Raw genomic sequence first — 21,184 nt, 5'->3', positions numbered from 1 at the left:
GCCATCGCCTGGTGATGTTCCAGGGTATCGGTAGGATCTTCCGTGGTACAAAGGGTATTGACATTCATTTTATGCAACAAGCCTCGGCAGCTGTTTTCTTGTTGCTGTAACTGATTGTTGATCTCCTGGTAGATCGAGGTGGCGTTTTTTTCATTTAAAAGTTCATCGATCCCGAAGTAGCGTTTCAGCTCTAAATGTGTCCAATGGTACAGTGGATTACGAAGGGTATGTGGCACAGTTTTGCCCCAGGCTTCGAATTTCTCCTGGTCACTGGCATTGCCGGTGATATAGTGTTCATCGATTCCCAGCGTTCGCATCGCACGCCATTTATAATGGTCGCCGCTTAGCCACACCTGGCTGATAGTATCGAACTGCATATCAGCAGCGATCTGTGCCGGTGGCAAATGATTATGGTAATCGATAATCGGTTGGTCCTTGGCATACTGATGATACAACTCCTCAGCATACGTATTCTCCAACAAAAAATTATCCGTGATAAAAGGTTTCATATTCTTATTTTAGTTGAAATTTAACCTTTTTCAAGGCCCTTTTTCCTAGTTCTTCATTTCTCTTCAGCGGACTACTACCTCCTATATAAATTTCAAAATCTCCTTTCTCAAGAGTTTCTTTTCCATCGTCATTAATAAAACTCAACATTTCTGTAGTGATCGTGAAAGTCAGTTCTTTTGACTCTCCCTTTTTAAGCTGAATATTTTTGAATGCTACTAACTCGAAATTGGGTACTCTAGAAGAAGCTTTCAGATCTTTTAAATACACCTGCACCGCTTCATCACTATCAAAATCGCCTGTATTTTTTACTGAAATATGAGCTTCTAAAGATTCATTTTTCTTTACTTTTTGTTTCGATAATTTGATTTCAGAATACTCGAAACTGGTATAACTTAATCCATAACCAAAAGGATACATAGGCGCAACATCCATGTATTTATAGGTTCTTCCTTCCATAGTGTAATCTTCGTAAGCGGGAAGATCTTCGATATTCATTGGAAAAGTGATCGGTAATCTTCCTGAAGGAGAATTTTTCCCAAAAATGATATCTGCAATAGCATTACCGCCTTCTTCACCCGGATACCAAACCATCAAAACAGCATCTGCAAGATTATGGACTTCAGCTAAATTCATTGGGCTACCACCAGTTACGATCGCAACAACCGGACGATCTTCTGCAGCTTCGCTTACTTTTCGCAAATATTCGATCTGATTTTCTGGCAAATTATAATCCATACGATCTCCAAAAGTTGGGGAAGCAATAGATTCCCCTTCCTCTCCTTCTAAAAGTCCTGAAATTCCCATCACCACAAAAGTGGCATCACTGTTACCTGCGTTAGGCGATGCCCAATCCTGCGGATTTTCGTTAGGAATATTAAGCCTGGTTCCCATTCTATATTGTAACTGGCTTTCAGGTTTTATTGCTTTTGCAATACCTTCTAATACAGTTACCATTTCAGGATTTACTCCGTGATAATTTCCTAGTAGAACTTCGATATTCGTAGCATTAGGACCAGTAATAAAATATTTTGAAAGGTTATTTTCTAAAGGCAAAACTCCGTCATTTTTAAGCAAGACGATCGATTTCCTTGCGGTTTCTCTAGCTAAAGCTCTATGTTCTTCGCTATTCATAACCTCAACACCAATCTTATTGTAAGGGTTACTTTCTTCAGCATCAAACAAGCCTAACTTAAAACGAGTTTCTAGTAATTTATGCAGGCGTTTATCGAGTAACTCTTCGGAAACCAAACCATCTTCTACCGCCTTCGCAAGGAAATTATAAGTATCGCCACAGTTTAATTCTACACCAACTTCTAAAGCTAAAGCCGCAGCGGCCTCAGGCGATTCAACTACATCATGCCCATTTACAAAATCTTGTAATGCCCAGCAATCACTAACCACATGACCATCAAAATCCCATTCTTCTCTAAGAATTTCATTAACAAGTCTATTATTGGCACAGCAAGGTTCACCATTAGTACTATTATAGGCACACATAATGGTTTCTACATTCGCATCGACCAAGGTTTTAAATGCCGGCAAATAGGTTTCCCAAAGATCCTTCTCGCTAACATCTGCATTAAATTCATGTCTTAATTTCTCTGGACCACTATGTACCGCGTAATGTTTTGCGGCAGCAGCTGTTTTTAGATACTTTTCATTATCGCCTTGTAGTCCTTTTACGAAAGCTTCCCCTAATCTGGAAGTTAAAAATGGATCTTCGCCATAGGTTTCTTGTCCTCTACCCCAACGTGGATCTCTAAAAATATTTACGTTAGGTGTCCAAAAAGTCAGCCCGCTATATTGCCTGTGATAACCATGTTTAACTGCATTATTAAAATTCGCACGAGCTTCATCTGAAACTGCTGTTGCTACTTTTAAAATCAATTCTTCATCGAAAGTTGCTCCCATACCAATGGCTTGTGGAAAAACTGTTGCAACGCCAGATCTACCAAGGCCATGTAAAGCTTCGTTCCACCAGTTATACGCAGGAATTCCAAGCCTGTCAATCGCCGGACTCGCATGTAACATTTGCAATGCCTTCTCCTCTAAAGTTAGCCTACCTATCAAATCGTCGATACGCTTATCCATGGATAAATCAGCATTGTAAAAATCGTATTTAGATCTATCGATTTTCGATTCCTGAGCATGGATTTTCCAGCTAAATAAAGCCATTAAAATCAATGCAAACAACCAACTATCATTTTTCATTATTAATAATATTTCACCGGTAATTTTAACATAAACCGATTATTATACTGAATTAACAAATAAAGCATAAAATCGAAATAAAAACAACCGATTGCGTAAAATATTTTTTTAATAGCCAATTTTTATATACTTTTCAGTCCGCAATCGTTTGTTTAGATAATTCGACTTTAAAAATGAAAAAAATACTATTTAGCCTCCTTTTTGTCCTGATAAGCAGCTATGCTGTTTGCCAGAATCCTTATGATTTATGGCTTCAATACGACAAAATTGAAGATAAAACGCTTCTCGACTCCTATAAAAAGCAGGTTTCGAATGTCTATTTAAACCTGAATTCGCCCACCGGAGATATAATTAAAGAAGAAATTGAAAAGTCATTTAAAGGCTTGCTGAACATTGAGCCAAAATTCGATACTAAAACGCCTAATCTTATTATTTCTACCCTGGACAAACTTGATCCATCTCTTAAAAAAAAGCTGTCTAAAACTTCCAATATTAATGATGAAGGCTATGTAATTCAGCATATTTCAGAAAAAGGAGAATCAAAGCTTATACTTTCAGCTAAAACAGAAAAAGGCTTATTGTATGGTGTTTTCAACTTTATAAAGCAGATACAATTGCATAAAGATTTGTCTAAATTGGCAATTGTAGATTCTCCAAAAATTCAGAAAAGAGTTTTAAACCATTGGGATAATTTGGATCGCAGCGTAGAGCGTGGTTATGCCGGATTCTCGATCTGGGATTGGTATTTATTGCCAGAATTGATCAAACAGGAATATATTGACTACGCCCGTGCGAATGCCTCTATTGGAATTAACGGTACGGTACTCACCAATGTAAACTCCAATGCTTTAGTGCTAAGCCCGCGATATATTCAGAAATTAAAAGCCTTAGCCAATGTTTTTAGACCTTACGGTATCCAGGTGTATCTAACTGCTCGATTTTCTGCACCAATAGAAACGGGTGATCTGGAAACAGCAGATCCTCTTAATGCCGAAGTAAAGCAATGGTGGAAAGATAAAGCTCAAGAAATTTATGCTGAAATTCCCGATTTTGGTGGTTTTTTAGTAAAAGCTAATTCTGAAGGACAGCCTGGCCCCAACAATTATGGCAGATCTCATGTAGACGGTGCCAATATGCTTGCTGAAGCGGTTGCTCCTTACGATGGAATTATCATGTGGCGTGCTTTTGTTTATTCTGAAGAAAAACCTGAAGACCGCGCAAAACAAGCCTATTCTGAATTTAAACCTTTCGACGGAAAATTTAAGGATAATGTTTTGGTTCAGGTTAAAAATGGCGCGATCGACTTTCAGCCAAGGGAACCTTTTCATCCTTTGTTTGGCGCTATGCCAGATACACCTTTAATGATGGAATTCCAGATCACCCAAGAATATCTTGGCGGCATGTCTCATTTAGTGTTTTTACCTAAACTTTTTGAAGAAGTTTTGGAAGAAGACACTTATACACAAGGAGAAGGAAGTACAGTTGGTAAAATAATCGATGGGCAGTTAAGCAATAAAAAACTTACGGGAATGGCCGGTGTCGCAAATATAGGAACAGCCAAAAACTGGACGGGACATCAATTTGGACAAGCTAACTGGTATGGCTTTGGAAGACTCGCCTGGAACCCTGAAACAAGCGCCGAAAGTATCGTAAAAGACTGGCTAAAAATGACCTTTTCTAATAAAACCGATTTTGTAGATCCTATGAGCAAATTATTGCTCGATTCTAGAGAAGCTGTGGTTAATTATATGACTCCGCTTGGATTGCACCACATTATGGCGGCAGGGCATCACCAGGGACCTGGCCCATGGGTTAAAGATATGCCACGACCAGACTGGACTTCTGTTTATTATCATAAAGCAGACGAAAACGGAATTGGTTTCGATAGAACTTCTAGCGGTAGTAATGCATTAGAACAATACGCTCCAGAAATTCAGAAAAAATATAGTGATCCGGCAACGACACCAGATAAATATTTGCTTTGGTTTCATCACTTGCCATGGAATTATAAAATGAAAAGTGGAAAAACACTGTGGTACGAAATTGCAGCGCACTATCAAAAAGGAGTAGAACAGGTAGAAGACATGCAAAAAACCTGGCAAAAAATGCAGCAATATGTAGATCCACAGGTTTTTAAAGAAACAAATATGCTTTTAGATATTCAGCTTAAAGAAGCAAAACAATGGCGAAATGCCTGCCTGCTTTACTTTCAGCAATTTTCTAAAATGGATCTCCCAGATCTTATTCCAGAAATCACAAAAGACTTAGACTATTATAAATCATTGGAAACTCCTTATGCTCCAGGCATAAGACCTTCCTGGAATTAAAAATTATATGAACTCAAATTTAACCGCAATAGTAACCGGAGGAAATGCCGGCCTGGGATTCGCAACAGCTAAAAAACTTTGCGATGAAGGGATTACGACCTACGTGATTGGTCGAAACAAAGAAAAAACTCTAAATGCCTGCGCCGAAATTGGTGAAAAAGCGAAGCCATTTATTTTAGATCTTACTGAATTAGATAAAATTCCGGCTGCAATTACTGAAATTGCAAAAGAAGCCGGGAAGATCGATATCCTGGTGAACAACGCCGGAATCAATATGAAAAAAGAATTTCTGGAAGTTGAAAATGAAGAATTTCAGAAGATACTTCATACCAACGTTACCAGCGTTTTTGCCATGAGTAGAGAAGTCGCCAAAGTGATGAAAGAAAATGCTAAAGGAAGCATTATTAACATTAGTTCTATGGCGGCGCAATATGGAATTCCGCATGTAATTGCCTATTCTGCCAGTAAAACCGCTATCGAAGGAATGACCAGAGCTATGGCCGTAGATCTTGCCAAATTTGGCATTCGGGTAAATTGTGTCGCGCCGGGCTTCATTAAAACAAATATGTCTAGCAAAGCCTTAGACAGCGATCCAGAACGTAAAAATAAAGTATTGGGAAGAACGCCAATGGGAAAATTAGGCGAACCAGCAGATGTTGGTGATGCCGTTTTCTATTACGCTACAGATCTTTCTAAATTCACCACAGGAACAGTACTTCCTATCGACGGTGGTAATTCAATTGGATTTTAAATATGCAAACCAGGATCATTAAAACCATGCGTTGGTATGGTGAACGAGATGTGTTAAGCCTGCAAGACTTAAAACAAGCCGGCATAACTGGCATTGTCACTGCTTTGCATCACATTCCGGTAGGCGAAATTTGGAGCAAAAATGAGATTCAAAAAACAAAGCAAAAAATAGAGAATCTTGGCATGAAGTGGGAAGTGGTAGAAAGCTTACCAGTTCACGAAAACATAAAAAAAAGAACAGGTAATTATAAAGAATTGATCGCCAATTATATCGAAAGTCTTAAAAATCTGGCCGCTCTTGATATTAAAGTGATCACCTATAATTTTATGCCGGTTTTGGATTGGGTGAGAACAGATCATAATTTTAAAAATGCTGAAGGAGCTGAAGTGCTTAAATACGATCCGGTAAAATTCAGAGTTTTTGACCTGTTTTTGCTGAAAAGGCCTAATGCTGAAAATGATTATACTGAAGCACAATTTTTGGAAGCTAAAGAGAAATTTGATTCCACTTCCGAAGAAGAATTAAAAGTTCTTTCTAATAGCGTAATGCTGGGACTTCCCGGAAGCACTGTAGATTTTACTGAAAAGGATCTGCTAGATCAATTGGAAGGCTATAAAGAAATTACAGATGATATTCTTCGCGAGAACCTGATCTATTTTCTAAGCGAAATTTGTCCTGCAGTTGAAGATTTAGGCATTAAAATGGCGATTCATCCAGATGATCCACCATTTTCTGTACTCGGTTTACCACGTGTGGTTAGCAAAGCAAGTGATCTTGAATATATTTTTAAAAATGTAGCGTCTAAAGCGAATGGTTTATGCTATTGCACCGGTTCGCTTGGTGCACAACCCGATAACGATTTAGTCGATATTTTTGAAACTTATAAAGATCGCGTACATTTTCTTCATCTTAGAAATGTAAGTAAAAAAAGTGATGGTGTTTTTATGGAATCTGATCATTTAAATGGCGATGTTCCCATGAAGAAAATTATGCAGCTTATTATTGAACATACCAGTTCCGCAGGAATAAAAATCCCGATGCGACCAGATCACGGCTATTTACATTCGTTTGAAAAAGAAAAGCCATACTATGCTGGTTACTCATTTATAGGAAGATTAAAAGGATTAGCAGAATTAACCGGACTAGAACTTGGTTTACAAAATACAACATCATGAAAAAACAACTATGCTATATGCTAATATTGGTGCTTTTTGGCGTCGTTTCTTGCAAAGATGGCAAAAAGGAAAGCAAAGAAATAGCCACCAAAGAAACCAATGAACAGAAAGGTCTTAAAGATTATTTTGCTGAAGATTTTCATATGGGTGTAGCAGTTTCACCTGTCTCGTTTGAAGGAGAATCGAAAGATCTGATCTTAGCCGAATACAACAGCCTTACCCCTGAAAATGTGATGAAAATGGGTGTTATTCATCCAAAAAAAGATGAATTTAATTGGGAACCTGCAGATAAAATCGTGGCTTTTGCCCAGGAAAATAATCTAAAAGTTCGCGGTCACGCGCTGGTTTGGCATCAGCAAACCGGGAACTGGATCTTTAAAGATGAAGCCGGAAATGATGTGAGTCGCGAAGTTTTATTAGACCGAATGAAAGCTCATATCGACTCGGTTGTTGGGCGATACAAAGGAAAAATTTATGCCTGGGATGTGGTAAATGAAGCCATGGATGATAATCCAGACAATTTTTTAAGAGATTCAAAATGGCTAGAGATTATTGGTGATGATTTTCTTACTAAAGCTTTTGAATTTGCTCATGAAGCAGATCCAGAAGCGAAGCTTTTTTATAACGATTACAACATTATAATTCCAGAAAAAAGAGATCGCGTCTTAAAACTTATCGCTAAATTAAAGGAAGAAGATGCGCCGATAGACGGCATTGGAATACAAGGCCATTGGTCTATTTTTAGTCCTAGTGAGGAGGAATTGAGAAAGGCTTTAAAAATGTACAGTGAAACAGGTTTGGATGTACAAATAACCGAGTTGGATGTTTCTCTTTATAAATGGGAGAAAGAACAGCGGGAACGATGCCCAGACGAATCTGACGAGTTTACTGAAGAGCGTAAACTTGCGCAGATAGAAGCTTACCAAAAGTTCTTTAAGGTGTTTAGAGAATACAAAGAGGAACTTACCGGAATTACCTTTTGGAATATCTCAGATCGCAACACATGGTTAGATCGATATCCTGTAGAAGGAAGAAAAAATTACCCACTATTATTTGATGAAAATTACAAAAGAAAACAAGTTTATGACTCCATTATCCAATTCAGTAAAAAATAAATCGCAGCTGATTTTTGCGATTTTCGCCTTGTTGGGCTTCAATATGCTTGGGCAGGAAAATATTGTTTCCAGCACCGCTGGAAACGGCAGTTTTGGTCTTGTAACAGCAAGCCACACTGCAAATTTAGTATTAGATGATTCAGATTTTGAAGGTGTTACCATTGCAGCAGAAAACTTTCAAAAAGATATTGAACGTGTTACCGGTAAATTACCAGAATTACTTTCCGAAGAAAATTCCGAAGTAAAAAAACACGGAAATGTAATTATTGGAACGCTAGGAAAAAATACGATGATCGATAGTTTGGTACAGCATCAAAACATCGATGTATCCAAGATCGAAGGAAAATGGGAAGCCTATACCATTAAAAAATCTGGTGAAAATCTATTGATTATTGGTAGCGATAAGCGCGGGACTATTTTTGGTATCTACGAACTTTCTAAGCAAATTGGCGTTTCTCCCTGGTATTGGTGGGCAGATGTTCCTGTAAAAAAATCGAATGAATTATACATTGCTAAAAATGGAGTTACCAGTACAGGACCTAAAGTTCAGTATCGTGGGATATTTATTAATGATGAAGCTCCTGCTCTATCCACATGGGTAACCGAAAATTATGGCAAATTTAATCATGAATTTTACGAGCCTGTTTTTGAACTTATTTTGCGTTTAAAAGGAAATTATATGTGGCCTGCCATGTGGGGAAAAGCTTTCTATGACGATGATCCTGCAAATGGTGTTTTAGCTGATAAGTACGGAATCGTTATGGGAACTTCGCATCACGAACCATTAGCCCGTGCGCAGGCCGAATGGGGACGATACGGTAGTGGCGAGTGGAACTACGAAACCAATGAGGATACTTTAAAAAGTTTTTGGCGCAAAGGAATCGAGCGTATGGGCGATCGCGAAACTCTAGTTACGATCGGGATGCGTGGTGATGGTGACGAACCAATGACCGAAGGCACTGCGATTAGCTTACTCGAGCGTATTGTTAAAGATCAGCGAGAGATCATTAGCGATGTGACTCAAAAACCAACTGAGGAAACTCCGCAGGTTTGGGCGCTTTACAAAGAAGTTCAGGATTATTATGACCAGGGAATGCGCGTACCAGATGACGTAACCCTTTTACTGGCCGATGATAACTGGGGAAATATTAGAAAACTCCCAAAACTTGCCGATAGTACAAGAAGCGGCGGTTACGGGATCTATTATCACTTCGATTATGTTGGTGGTCCAAGAAGTTATAAATGGATAAATACGACTCAAATTTCCAGAGTTTACGAGCAGATGTCACTTGCTTACGATTATCACGCCCGCAAGGTTTGGATCACTAATGTTGGTGACCTTAAGCCCATGGAATATCCTATTAGCTTCTTTTTAGATTATGCATGGAATCCTGAAGACTTCAGCGTTGAAGACCTAAAATCTTATCCAGAACAATGGGCGACCTCTCAATTTGGAGAAGAATATGCTGCTGAAATTGCCGAATTACTTCAGAAGTATACAACTTACAATAGCCGAAGAAAACCAGAATTACTTTCTGAAGAAACCTATAGTTTGACGCAATTTAATGAAGCTGAAGAAATTCTTAGCGATTTTAACGAATTGGAGAAAAAAGCAGATGAAATTGGAGAGAAGCTAGATTCTAAATATCAATCGGCTTACTTTCAATTGGTGCTACATCCGGTAAAAGCTTCAGCAAATCTAAATAGAATGTATATCGCGCTGGCAAAAAATAAGCTGTATGCTGAACAACAGCGCAACACGACCAACAAATACGCAGAAAAGGTTTCAGAATACTTTGAGAAAGATGAAGAAATCACCGACGCTTATCATGCAATTGAAGATGGGAAGTGGAATCACATGATCTTTCAGCCACATATTGGATTTACATCCTGGTTTGATCCAAAACAAAATATTAAGCCAGAAACCAGTCAGATCGATATTCCAGAAGAAGCTGGTTTAGGTATAGCGATCGCAAATAGCGAAGATTATTATCCAAAAAGTTCAAATCTTAGCTTACCGATATTCGATAAAAACAACGCAAAATCTTCTGTTGAAATTTTTAACCGAGGAAAAGAGGAATTAGAGATCAAGATCAAAAAACTTCCTAAATGGCTAAAGGTTTCAAAAACTAAAGCTGAAATTAGCGAATCTGAGCACTTATTTTTTGAATTAGTTTCTGAAAAATTACCCGCTAATACCACTAAGGAAAGCTTTATAATTCAATCTGATGATGATAAAGTTGAAATTCAAGTTACTTATCAGCCATTCGATTTTAAAACTGAAGGTTTTGTAGCTAAAAATGGTATCATTAGCATTCCTGCGAACAAATATCAGGAAAATAATGGCTGGGAAATGATCCCAGATCTGGGGAAAAGAGATATTGCCTTAAGACCTGAGAATAGTTTTACCCAAGAAGCTTCAGAAAATGCAAGCTTAAGTTATCAATTCTCGATCAAAGAAGATACTAAAGCTAAAATGAGCTTTTTGATCTCTCCAAGTTTAGACTTTCTTGATAATGGCGGACTAAAATTTGCTTATTCCATCGATGGTGGTGACCTAAAAACACTTAATTTACTAAAAGACACCAAAGATAACTGGGGAACATCTGTAAGTAATAATGTGACTGAAATAATTGAAGAATTAAACCTTGAAAAAGGAGCACATACTCTTAAAGTTTACGCTATAGATCCGGGAATTGTGCTGCAAAATATCATCATTGAAACCGATAGCGCTACACCATTAAATACGTATTTGGCGCCAACAGAATAATTGTAACTTCCATACAATTAATTTAGTTTGATTACAGTAGAATGCCGGGGTGGTTCCCGGCTTTTTTTATGTATTTATTCAATTTGCACTTCTATTTCTATATCAATAGATTTCTGTTTACTTCAAAATAAGCACCACTTAAATCCAAGCAACAGTTGCCATGTAATTGTTTATCCTATAATTATCAATTAAAATAGCTAATATTGACCTGTACACAGTAGACTTTTTTTGAAATAATAGGAAGAAGTCTTGTTACTTCGATTTTCTTAAAAGCATATATTCTAGCTTTAGAAAACATCTCCAAAACTTCAAATCTTAGCTACAATTGGCGTTTTTGAAAGTCTGAAAGAGGAAATAATCTTAGCCTAAAATCAACAGAAATAGAATAAGTAAGTCCTAAAAAATTCAGAAGTAAACTACCTGGGGCAAGCCCACGAGGCATTCACTAGAAACAATCTTTTAATTTCGAGGCAAGCCTCGGAGTATTACACCCTTTGACGGTGCCAATAAAAGCTTATAATTTTATCGAAATTCAGTAAATAATAAGCAAAAAAAAGAGAGCTTTAAAAGCTCTCTTTTTCTAATCTAAATGCTAATTCAATTTTACTGGTAACCAGGGTTTTGGTAGGCACTTTTTTCAGCATCTGACACATCTAAGTTATCTATCTGACCTCTGGGAATAGGTCTTAGATAGTGATATGGTTCTATATTTCTTGTTGTCACTGTTGGTGAATGATCTGATGCATCGTTACCTCCGATTTCATAAGATCCTGCGATCTCATTCCATTTTTGGGTACGAACAAGATCATACCAACGATAACCTTCTCCATAATATTCACGAGAACGTTCAGCTAAAATATAATCGATATCTATATCTGTTGGCGTAGCCGCAACTAATGCCGCACTATTATCCTCGATACGCTCTTCCTGCTCGCCATTATCATAGCACCATTTACCTGCGCGCTCACGAATTACATTAATAAGATCGTAAGCAGAATAACTTCCAGAAGCACCTTTTACAGCAGCCTCAGCAGCTAAAAAATAGAACTCTGAAAACTTCGCAATTGGGAAAGGACGAGTTAAAGCTCCGTTAGGAGAACCTAGTCCGCCACCATTATCGGTACGATACGTACCCAATTTCCAAAGTCCTGGGTAGAATCTTCTATTGATCTCGTCTGGATTGATTACATAGTCTGATCTTCCAGGAAGTTCGCCTCCACCAATGTTCCCACCATTTACGTAGGTAACATTGTCGTTATGTTCATCTAAGAATGAAACTACAGCATCACCAGGAGCGATTTCCATTCCGTTTGCTGCTGTAATTGTAGCTTCTGGAGCACCACCTTTATCCCAGTTTCCTCTATAGCTGGTTACAAATGTCGCATCGTAACGAGAATCCAGTTCTTTTTCAGCAAAAGTTTCGGTTAACACTCCAATAGGCGGCGCCATTCTTGTCCATGGTCTACCATAGCTCTGCGCAGCTTCTCTTTGGACCGCAGCAACCCCGTCTACACTAATTGTTGTATAATTAGAAGTTACCATCCAAACTGCTGCATTTGCACTTCCTTCTGGGCCACTATATCCTAAGTTCGCCCCATTATATAATTGGCTTTCTTCTGTACGATCTGCATAAAGCATCATTTCAGCATGGCGATCGTTAGTAGCTACATGCACATCATAGAAACAATCCAATAAACGATATGGGCCAGGATTTTCAATTCCTTCAACCGCAAGATCGTAAGCTCTTTGATAATAATACGAAGGATCGTTACCATCTGGATCTGTTCTTGGCGCTTCTGGATAAGTAGGAATATTATTTGGATTCTCTAACCACCAGGCGTAAGTTAAATATGCTTTTGAAAGGAATAATCTAGCAACGTTTTTAGTCACCGCTCCAGTTAATCTAGGATTATCTGGCAAATCTGCTACAGCTCTTTCTAGATCTGGTAAGATAGCTTTAGTATAAACTTCAGGTACTGTATTACGCGTAGAAGTTCTTACTGCAGAACTGTTGAAGGCTAATTCACCAGATCCAAGATCTAATGGTACTCCCCCATAATTTTGAACAAGTAGAAAGTAATTGAACGCACGGAAGAACCTTGCCTCTCCAATTAGTGAGTTATCCAGCCCAACGGCTTCAGCATTTTCTATGATTCCACTAGCTGTATTTATTGCAGGGAAAGAATTCCCCCATACAACACTAACAGAAAATCCACTTTCTGAACTTAAATTTCCCTGCCCTGCAAGGTCCAGATCAAAAAAGTTGTTATTTGCACTTTGGGCGGCAACATATTCATCTGTTCCTGTTTCAGTAAGGTTTAAATAATATGCAAACCCAAAAACGTTACGCATATTTTGATATAAATAAGTTAATCCTCCCTGAACTCCAAGTTCTGTTGTAAAAAATTCTGGAGTAAAAACACCCCTAGTCTCTTCTTGTAATATATCGTCTGTACAAGATTTTAATCCGAATACCGAAACCAGTGAAAATATGGCTATAGGTATAATTCTAAATTTTCTCATATTTTCTTTTTAAAATGAAATGTTTAAGCCTATCAAATAATTACGTGTCGATGGAATATTGGTTCCAATGGTTGGAATACCTCTGGAAATATTACCAGTATTAACCGCTACATTCTGACGATTCCCGTTACCATCCACTCCCGAGTTTGTAATTTCAGGATCTAAACCAGATTCGTCATGAAAAGGTGAAAAAAGTACTAATGGGTTTTGTGCAGAAGCATAAACTCTTAATCTATTAATTCCCAAATCATCTATAAAATCCTGTTCAAAATTATATCCCAAAGTAAGTGAACGGATCTTTAGATAAGAACCATCAAAATACCCCAAAGTACTTGCGTATTTTTGGTTATCACCACTCTGAATTCCACCTGGTGCAGGATATTTGGCATCTGTATTTGTAGGCGTCCAATAATCAACATCTACATTATTTTGTCTTCCTGTTAATAAATTTAGATAACTACTAGATGAATATAATGTACTTACCAAAGTTCCTCCAGATTGAAAAGTCCCTACTATACTTAGATCAATATTTTTGTAAGCTAAGCGAGTATTAAATCCACCTTGAAAGTCTGGTGTTGGATCGATGATCTTTCTATCCTCTGCTCCTATTGGTCTTACTGGCGAACCATCTGCATTATACTCTCCTGTATATCTTACTTTAATCATTCCAGCAGCACTACCTCCTGGTTCATATTGTTGTAGATATTGGAAATCTGGATCTGATTCATTCCAAAGTCCAATTCTTTCGTAATCGTAGATCACATTAATTGGTGATCCCACAAACCAAAGGTTTCCTTCGTCTCTTAATTGTCCTGAAGCCAGAGCGGTAATCTCATTTTGGTTACTGTAAAAGTTAATACCAGCATCCCATGTAAATCCATCTGGATTATCGATAATGGTACCGTTTAAAGAAACTTCGAATCCTTTATTCTGGGTTGCACCAATATTACTAGTTACGTTCCCAACCCCTGAAGAAGATGGTAATCCAAGAGTATATAATATATCATTCGTTTTAGTTATATAATATTCTAAAGTACCAGATAAGCGATTATTAAATAATCCAAAATCAAGACCATAATTGTAGGTTTGTGAAAATTCCCATCCCAGGTTTGCATTTGGTAATTGATTAACATAATATCCCGTAGCAAACGTACTTCCGAAGTTATAATTTACGGTGCTTAATCTACCCTGTACAGAGTACGGCGCAATCGCCTGGTTTGATGTTTCTCCATAACCCGCACGGAATTTTAATAGATTCAACCATTCTACATTATCCATAAAGGCTTCATTTCCTATATTCCAACCTACTGAAACCGCAGGATAAGTAACCCATTTGTTTCCTGGCGCTAACCTAGAAGAACCATCACTACGTAAAGTAGCCGTCATTAAATAACGATTATCGTATTGATACATCACCCTTCCCATATAAGACAATAATCCAGTTGCAGAATATCCAGTACCATAGTTAGTTATATCTTCTGAAAGTGCAGAATCTAAGTTATACCACAAAGATGATTCATCTGGTATATTTTGAGCCGTTAATCCTATGTTATCGAACTCGGTATTTTGCGATGAAAATAATCCTACAAAATTAACTTTATGCTTCTCTGCAAATGTTCTGTCATATAAAATTTGGTTTTCAATTACATAATCTCTGGTAATCGAACTATTGTAACTCGCTGATGATGGGTTTTGTTCATTATAGTTAAAAACTCCACGTCCTGTAAAATTACCATCTCTTGCTGTTCTAAAATTAAGACCAAGATTTAAACGATATTTTAAGCCTTCAATCCACGGAATTTTAACTTCTGCGTAAACGTTATTGTAAGAACCATAATCTAACTGTTCATTTTTTCGACCATCCCCAATACGATTAATTTCATTTTCAGTAGGAATCCATAGGTTATCAGCCTGAGTTTGCAGACGAACCGACTCTAAGAAATTTCCGTTTTCATCATACGGACTTAAAAGTGGTGAGGCTGCTAAAGCTCCAAAAACACCGGCAATACTACTGGTTTTATTAAAATTCATTACTGAATTTATTCCGAAGCTAAATAGTTCACCTACTTCCTGATCTACCTGTGCACGTAATGAGTATCTTTGAAAAGAATCCCCTGGCACAACCGAAGTTTCTTTAAAGTATCCCATTCCCACATTATAAGAGCCTTTTTCAGATCCTCCTTTTACACTTACATCATGAGTTGTTTGGAGACCTGTTCCGTAAATAAGATCCTGCCAATCTGTATCGTTTGCGAGATCTTCATCGCCACCTAAATCATATATTGGTGTGCCACCCTGATTTGGATGCGCTGCAACATCTGCACGTAATTGTGTAAGTTGCGCTGCGTTCATCATAGGATATTTAGAAAACACATCCTTAACAGCATAATAGGTATTATATGAAAATGTTGCCTTTTGACCCTGCCTACCAGATTTTGTAGTAATAAGTATTACCCCATTCGCACCTCTGGAGCCATAAATAGCTGTAGCTGATGCATCTTTTAAAATATCCAGACTCTCAATATCATTAGGACTAATATCACTTAAGCCCCCAGAAAAGGGAATACCATTAAGCACCACTAAAGGGTCGTTGTTACCAGATAGAGATCGAGTACCACGAATACGAACCTGTGGTGATGCTCCTGGCCTTGTACTATTAGTAGAAATGTTTACACCCGCAGCACGACCAATCAATGCATCCTGAAAATTCGCAGTTTTTACTTCATTAAGCTCTTCTCCTTTTACAGAAACTACAGAACCTGTTACAGATTCTCTACTTTGTGTTCCGTAACCTACAACAACAACTTCAGATAAGGCTTCAGTATCATCTTCCATGGTCACATTAATTTGTGTACGACCATTTACTTTAATATCCTGACTTTGATAGCCCATGAAGCTATAGCTAAGCGTAGCATCTGAAGGTACATTCTCTAAAGTATAGTTTCCATCAAAATTTGTGGTTGTTCCCTGACTGGTCCCCACGATAAAAACATTTACTCCTGGCAATGGTAATCCTTCAGCATCAACCACTTCTCCACTTACTGTAAGATTCTGCGCATAACCGCTAGCGAAAATCAACAAAAAGAGTAGAATCGAAAATTTAGGCTTGACACCTAATTTCCTCACATAGTTAGAAATATTTTCCTCCATATTAGTAAATTTTAAATTAAAAGATTTAAATCATAATAGAATGATAAAAATTGTTAGGTTAATTTTTCGATATGATAAATATATTATAAAAATACTAATTACGAAATCGGTTGCGTTAAAATTTATATTCAAAATGACTATAAGTAAAATATACGCAATTTAAAATACTGAAATACAATAGATTAAAAATATATAAGTTTTTATAGAAAAAATAAAAATCTAACTTAACAATTCATTAAAAACCCAACTAACCGAAGCCTTATTTTTAAAAAATACACTTACTTAAAAGTAAATTATAACTAATTAAAGTTAAATTTTACGAATACCTCAATTATAAATGTAAATATTACGTATAAAATATTACGCAATCGATTGTCTTTTAAAACTCAAGGCTTGTTTAAAAATTGAAAGAAGAATATCAAGAAGTAAAAAATATAAGCATTTCGCTTAATCCAAATTCAACTTCTTAACAACAAATTGCTGAAGTAGGTAAAGTAGGTATCCATATAAAATACCAAATAAAGCACCTATAAGAATATCGCCGGGATAGTGTACTCCCAAATAAACACGGCTATAAGCTACGATGGCAGCCCAGCACAAAAGAAACCAAATCATTTTAGGTATCTTTTTTATAAAAACAGATCCTAAAAAAATTGCCACTGCAAAAGTACTTGATGCATGTGCCGAGTAGAAGCCATATTTACCACATCGCTCGGCTACGATTCTGGCAAACTCTGTTACACCATCTTGCCTACAAGGGCGAGGGCGCATGAAGAAGTCTTTAAAGACATTAGACATCTGGTCGGTACAGGTAATTAACAGTGCGATACAAACCATTGTGGCTACACTGTACTTCCAACCAAATTTTTTGAATAAAAGAAATAATAATAAAGCATAAAGTGGGATCGCCATCCATTTATCACTGATAATGATCCACATCCAATCCCAGGACTCAGAACCAAGATTGTTTAAATAAAGAAATAATTTATGGTCTAGTTCTATTAATTCTTTCATGCTTTACTAGATAACCCCAATTGGGTTTTATAATTTAATCTTCCTCGTACCGGGCTACTTCACGATCATAAAACTCGTTAGCCTGCTGAATTAAACTTTCGGCTTCATTAGCCAGTTCTTCTTCATCAGACTTGTCAAAATCTTCTAGCCATTCTACCTCATCATTTTCAAGGTTAATGATGAATCGAGGAAATTCTGTATGAACTACAAAAATCGCATCTGAATAATCGGTATTATCACCCAATAAAAATTTAGGAAATTCCATTGTATATATTTTTAAACTGTTTTGTTACTAATTTCGTTCGGTTTATTTGCAATCAGCTTATTGCTTAAATAATTGAATCTAAAATACAACATTAATGCTGAAGCTGTTAATCCAGCCAGAAGTCCCATCCAGATTCCCATACTTCCCATGTTTCCAGCTTTACCAAAGTACCAGGATACCGGGAAACCAATAATCCAATACGCAACAAAGCAAATGGCTGTGGGAACTTTTACATCCTGCAAACCTCTTAAAGCCCCTAAAATTACTACCTGCATCCCATCACTTAATTGAAACAATGCTGCTACAATTAACAATTGCGCCGATAAAAGTACCACTTCTACATTGTCGATATAAAAAGTGGGGAGCCAGTCTTTAAGTAAAATAAAGCCTACTGCGAATATAGCTTCAATAATAAAAACTAAAAGAAACACAGACATCGCGATTCGTCGTAATTCTTTATAATGATGCAATCCTTTTTGATTTCCTACCCGAATGGTTGCAGTTACTCCCAAACCAACTGCGATCATAAACGTCATCGATGCCAGATTTAAAGCAATTTGATTTGCTGCCTGCGGATTGGTTCCTAAAAGTCCGGCCAAAAATACCGTAGCGGTAAAAATCGCAACTTCGAAGAACATTTGTAGCGCGGTTGGAAAACCAAGATTCAGAATTTTTTTGAAAATATCGGTTTTAAACAACTCTTTTTTAGACCAAACAAAATAAGGCTTAAACTTAGATTTTCGCCTTAAGATCTCCCATATAAACCAAAGCATAAAGAATCTGGAAATTAAGGTTCCAATTGCCGCGCCTTCTAAACCTAGCTCTGGAAAAACCCAAATTCCGTAAATCAATATATAGTTGAAAAATACATTTACAACATTCGATAATATGGTAGCGTACATCGAATATTTAGTTTGTGATAATCCATCTGCAAATTGTTTATAAGCCTGGAATATCATTAAAGGAAGCATCGAAAAAGCTACAATTTCGAGATAAGGTATCGCATATTCTACAACTTCGGGTGGTTGATCAAGGTAATATAAAAGTGGTTTTGCCAGTAAAAGCAACAGAAAAAGAAGAATTCCGTTTATTCCGCAGAGAATAATCCCGTGATGAAAATAACTTCTCCCCTTTTCGATATCTCCAGATCCATCAGCTTCAGCAATAAGCGGTGTAATTGCAAAAGAAAATCCAATTCCCAAAGAAAGTGCTATAAAAACAAGGCTGTTCCCTAAAGAAACCGCAGCAAGTGGCGCAGCACCTAAGCGCCCAACCATTAAATTATCGGCTAAACCAACAAGCACGTGCCCTAATTGCCCCAACATAACCGGATAGGCAATGTTAAGGTTTTTCCTGAATTCTTTTGTGTAGTCTGAAAGTTGCAAAACCAAAAAATTTAGTGCGCAAAGATAATGGCTTTTATTTGGCTTAAGATTGATTTATCATTAAAAAATAACATCGCAAAACCTGCAATATTAGCAGAAAGCTAGTTTTGCTTCCCTAAAATCAATTCTTCATAAGATTTTGCCTTCCGAAGCTCCAGAATCCATTTCACTTCGAACTTGCCATAGCCTAAAGATTTTACTCTCTCGATCATAAAATCGCGAAGATCATCTAAAGTCATATATTCGTTAGTTGCTTCAAAGATCAATTCAATTTTATAGATATTAGGCAAAAAGAAAAAGACTTTTCTAAAGATCGATTTTGGATGTTTTTTGCCAGTAATTCTAAAAATCTTTCCGTCGCTATCACAAAATAGGTTGTCTTTTAAATATTCCTGAAAGTAGATTTCAGCATCATTATAAATGAAAGCATCCAAAAGCAAAAAGGAAGTAAGATCTTCCTCTTTGCTGAAATTTGGATTTGATATGTTTATTGCCGGAAATTTTATCAATGAATTCCGAATTACAATCCGTATTTATCTACCAGATAAATTAAAGCGGCCATACTTGCCCCACCTAGTTCTAGCTCTCTTTTATTGATCTTATCAAAAGTATCTGTAGCGGCATGATGATAATCGAAATAACGCTGAGAATCTGGTTGCAGGCCGGCCAAAACTGTCCCATCACCTTCTAACGGACCAATATCTGCACCGCCTTCTCCCTGCTGAAAAATATGCAAATAATAAGGCGTAAATAATGAAGCCCAACTTTGTAGTTTTTTAAGCTGAGTAGCATCTGCATGAAAAGTAAACCCTCTTGGTGTAAATCCGCCAGAATCACTTTCTAAGGCAAAAATATGATCTTCGCTTTTTTCTTTAGCCACCTCGGCATATTTAAGTCCGCCACGTAATCCATTTTCTTCATTCATAAAAAGCACCACGCGAATGCTTCTTTTTGGTTTGTAGCCCATTTCTTTAAAAAGACGCAACACCTCCATAGATTGTACACAACCTGCACCATCGTCGTGCGAACCATCACCTAGATCCCAGGAATCTAAATGACCACCGACCACAATATATTCATCTGGATACTGGCTACCGGTAATTTCGCCAATTACATTATAACTTTTAGCATCGGGATGTGTTTCGCAATTCATCTTAAAATATACCTTAAGATCTTTTTGCAATTTCAAAACCGAACTCAGATACTCCGCATCTTTAGTACTGATTGCTGCTGCCGGGATTTTTCGATCTTCAGGAATATCGCCATAGTACATTCCGCCGGCATGAGGATATTCATCAATTCTTAAATTCATAGATCTTACAAGCACACCTACCGCTCCATATTTCGAAGCTTCAGCCGCACCATTCCCACGTTGATCTACGGCACCGCCATAAGCTTTAAACGTATGGATATTGGTAGCATCCATTGGGCGGTTAAAAAACACGATCTTTCCTTTTATTTTTTCTTCACCAAATTTTTCGAGTTCGTCCAATCCATGAACTTCGATAACTTCAGCTTTTGTACCACCTTCAGGTGTGGCAACAGAACCACCAAGAGCACAAATATTTATAGGCGTAGAACTTCCAGGGATGGTTTCAATATAAGCATATTCACGTGCACCACGCGTCCATTTAGGAACCATCACCTCCTGTAACCAAACCTTATCTAAGCCAAGGCTATCCAGTTCTTTTTTGGTATAATCTACCGCGCGTTGTGCACTATACGATCCAGATAAACGGCCACCAATACCATTAGAAAGGTAATCTAACCAATCGTAGCTTTTGCCATTGGTTAAGGCCATATCGTAGATTGCTGCAATTTTTTCTGAATCACTTTCTACTGAAGATTGCCCAAAAACCGGCAATAATGAAAGCAATAAAATGGGTAAAAGAATTTTCTTCATTTTCGGGATAAATTTGAGCTTAAATTAACTACAAAATCATTCAAAATAAAAATTAAGTAAGCTTAAAGCTGAAATTGGAGTATTT

Annotated in this window: 14 protein-coding genes; 5 read left to right on the top strand and 9 right to left on the bottom strand. The window is 37.3% G+C overall.

The features are described from left to right. Positions 1-509: glucuronate isomerase (locus IIF7_RS02355; protein WP_139801248.1), on the bottom strand; the 509-nt coding region annotated here is incomplete at its 3' end. Positions 510-513: 4 nt separating this feature from the next. Then, positions 514-2,721: a glycoside hydrolase family 3 C-terminal domain-containing protein gene (locus IIF7_RS02350; RefSeq protein ID WP_084840041.1), complete on the bottom strand. Its 2,208-nt coding sequence runs from the start codon at positions 2,719-2,721 to the stop codon at positions 514-516. A 173-nt stretch (positions 2,722-2,894) separates the two neighbouring features. Between IIF7_RS02350 and IIF7_RS02345 the strand changes: the two genes are divergently transcribed. Genes IIF7_RS02345 through IIF7_RS02325 form a run of 5 tightly spaced genes read left to right on the top strand, consistent with a single transcriptional unit; the run spans position 2,895 to position 10,859 of the window. Further along, the gene (locus IIF7_RS02345) at positions 2,895-5,048 is read left to right on the top strand and encodes an alpha-glucuronidase family glycosyl hydrolase (RefSeq protein ID WP_176218884.1); all 2,154 of its coding nucleotides are present in this window, start codon (positions 2,895-2,897) and stop codon (positions 5,046-5,048) included. A gap of 7 nt (positions 5,049-5,055) precedes the next feature. Next, the gene (locus IIF7_RS02340; RefSeq protein WP_084840040.1) at positions 5,056-5,799 is read left to right on the top strand and encodes an SDR family NAD(P)-dependent oxidoreductase; all 744 of its coding nucleotides are present in this window, start codon (positions 5,056-5,058) and stop codon (positions 5,797-5,799) included. A 2-nt stretch (positions 5,800-5,801) separates the two neighbouring features. Then, positions 5,802-6,974 (top strand): mannonate dehydratase, encoded by a 1,173-nt coding sequence (gene uxuA, locus IIF7_RS02335; RefSeq protein ID WP_084840039.1) that lies wholly within the window; start codon positions 5,802-5,804, stop codon positions 6,972-6,974. Then, positions 6,971-8,089, top strand: a complete 1,119-nt coding sequence (locus IIF7_RS02330) for an endo-1,4-beta-xylanase (protein WP_084840038.1) — start codon at positions 6,971-6,973, stop codon at positions 8,087-8,089. The genes uxuA and IIF7_RS02330 overlap by 4 nt, the downstream gene beginning before the upstream one ends. Continuing rightward, entirely contained in the window at positions 8,031-10,859 is a 2,829-nt protein-coding gene (locus tag IIF7_RS02325; protein ID WP_245801482.1) for a glycosyl hydrolase 115 family protein, read from the top strand. The genes IIF7_RS02330 and IIF7_RS02325 overlap by 59 nt, the downstream gene beginning before the upstream one ends. A gap of 603 nt (positions 10,860-11,462) precedes the next feature. On the opposite strand, the gene IIF7_RS02320 is transcribed toward IIF7_RS02325, so the two are convergent. The 7 genes from IIF7_RS02320 to IIF7_RS02290 form a co-directional block, all read right to left on the bottom strand. Beyond that, entirely contained in the window at positions 11,463-13,382 is a 1,920-nt protein-coding gene (locus tag IIF7_RS02320; RefSeq protein WP_084840037.1) for a RagB/SusD family nutrient uptake outer membrane protein, read from the bottom strand. A 9-nt stretch (positions 13,383-13,391) separates the two neighbouring features. Next, positions 13,392-16,532 carry a SusC/RagA family TonB-linked outer membrane protein gene (locus IIF7_RS02315; RefSeq protein ID WP_084840036.1) on the bottom strand — a complete coding sequence of 1,047 codons (3,141 nt, stop codon included), beginning with the start codon at positions 16,530-16,532 and terminating at the stop codon, positions 13,392-13,394. A 447-nt stretch (positions 16,533-16,979) separates the two neighbouring features. Then, positions 16,980-17,546 (bottom strand): phosphatase PAP2 family protein, encoded by a 567-nt coding sequence (locus IIF7_RS02310; protein ID WP_084840035.1) that lies wholly within the window; start codon positions 17,544-17,546, stop codon positions 16,980-16,982. Between the two features lie 34 nt (positions 17,547-17,580). After that, positions 17,581-17,811 carry a hypothetical protein gene (locus tag IIF7_RS02305; RefSeq protein ID WP_084840034.1) on the bottom strand — a complete coding sequence of 77 codons (231 nt, stop codon included), beginning with the start codon at positions 17,809-17,811 and terminating at the stop codon, positions 17,581-17,583. 11 nt (positions 17,812-17,822) lie between these two features. Then, a complete protein-coding gene (locus tag IIF7_RS02300) occupies positions 17,823-19,196 on the bottom strand; it encodes an MATE family efflux transporter (protein ID WP_084840069.1) in 1,374 nt (457 codons plus the stop codon). 101 nt (positions 19,197-19,297) lie between these two features. Next, positions 19,298-19,705, bottom strand: a complete 408-nt coding sequence (locus IIF7_RS02295) for a hypothetical protein (RefSeq protein ID WP_084840033.1) — start codon at positions 19,703-19,705, stop codon at positions 19,298-19,300. 11 nt (positions 19,706-19,716) lie between these two features. Then, positions 19,717-21,099: a M20/M25/M40 family metallo-hydrolase gene (locus tag IIF7_RS02290; protein WP_084840032.1), complete on the bottom strand. Its 1,383-nt coding sequence runs from the start codon at positions 21,097-21,099 to the stop codon at positions 19,717-19,719. Positions 21,100-21,184 lie beyond the last annotated feature (85 nt).

It is taken from the genome of Zunongwangia atlantica 22II14-10F7 (assembly GCF_002094855.1).
Classification (GTDB): Bacteria; Bacteroidota; Bacteroidia; order Flavobacteriales; family Flavobacteriaceae; genus Zunongwangia; species Zunongwangia atlantica.
Note: the sequence above shows the minus strand (reverse complement) of the source record. Positions and strands in the feature narration are given on the sequence as shown.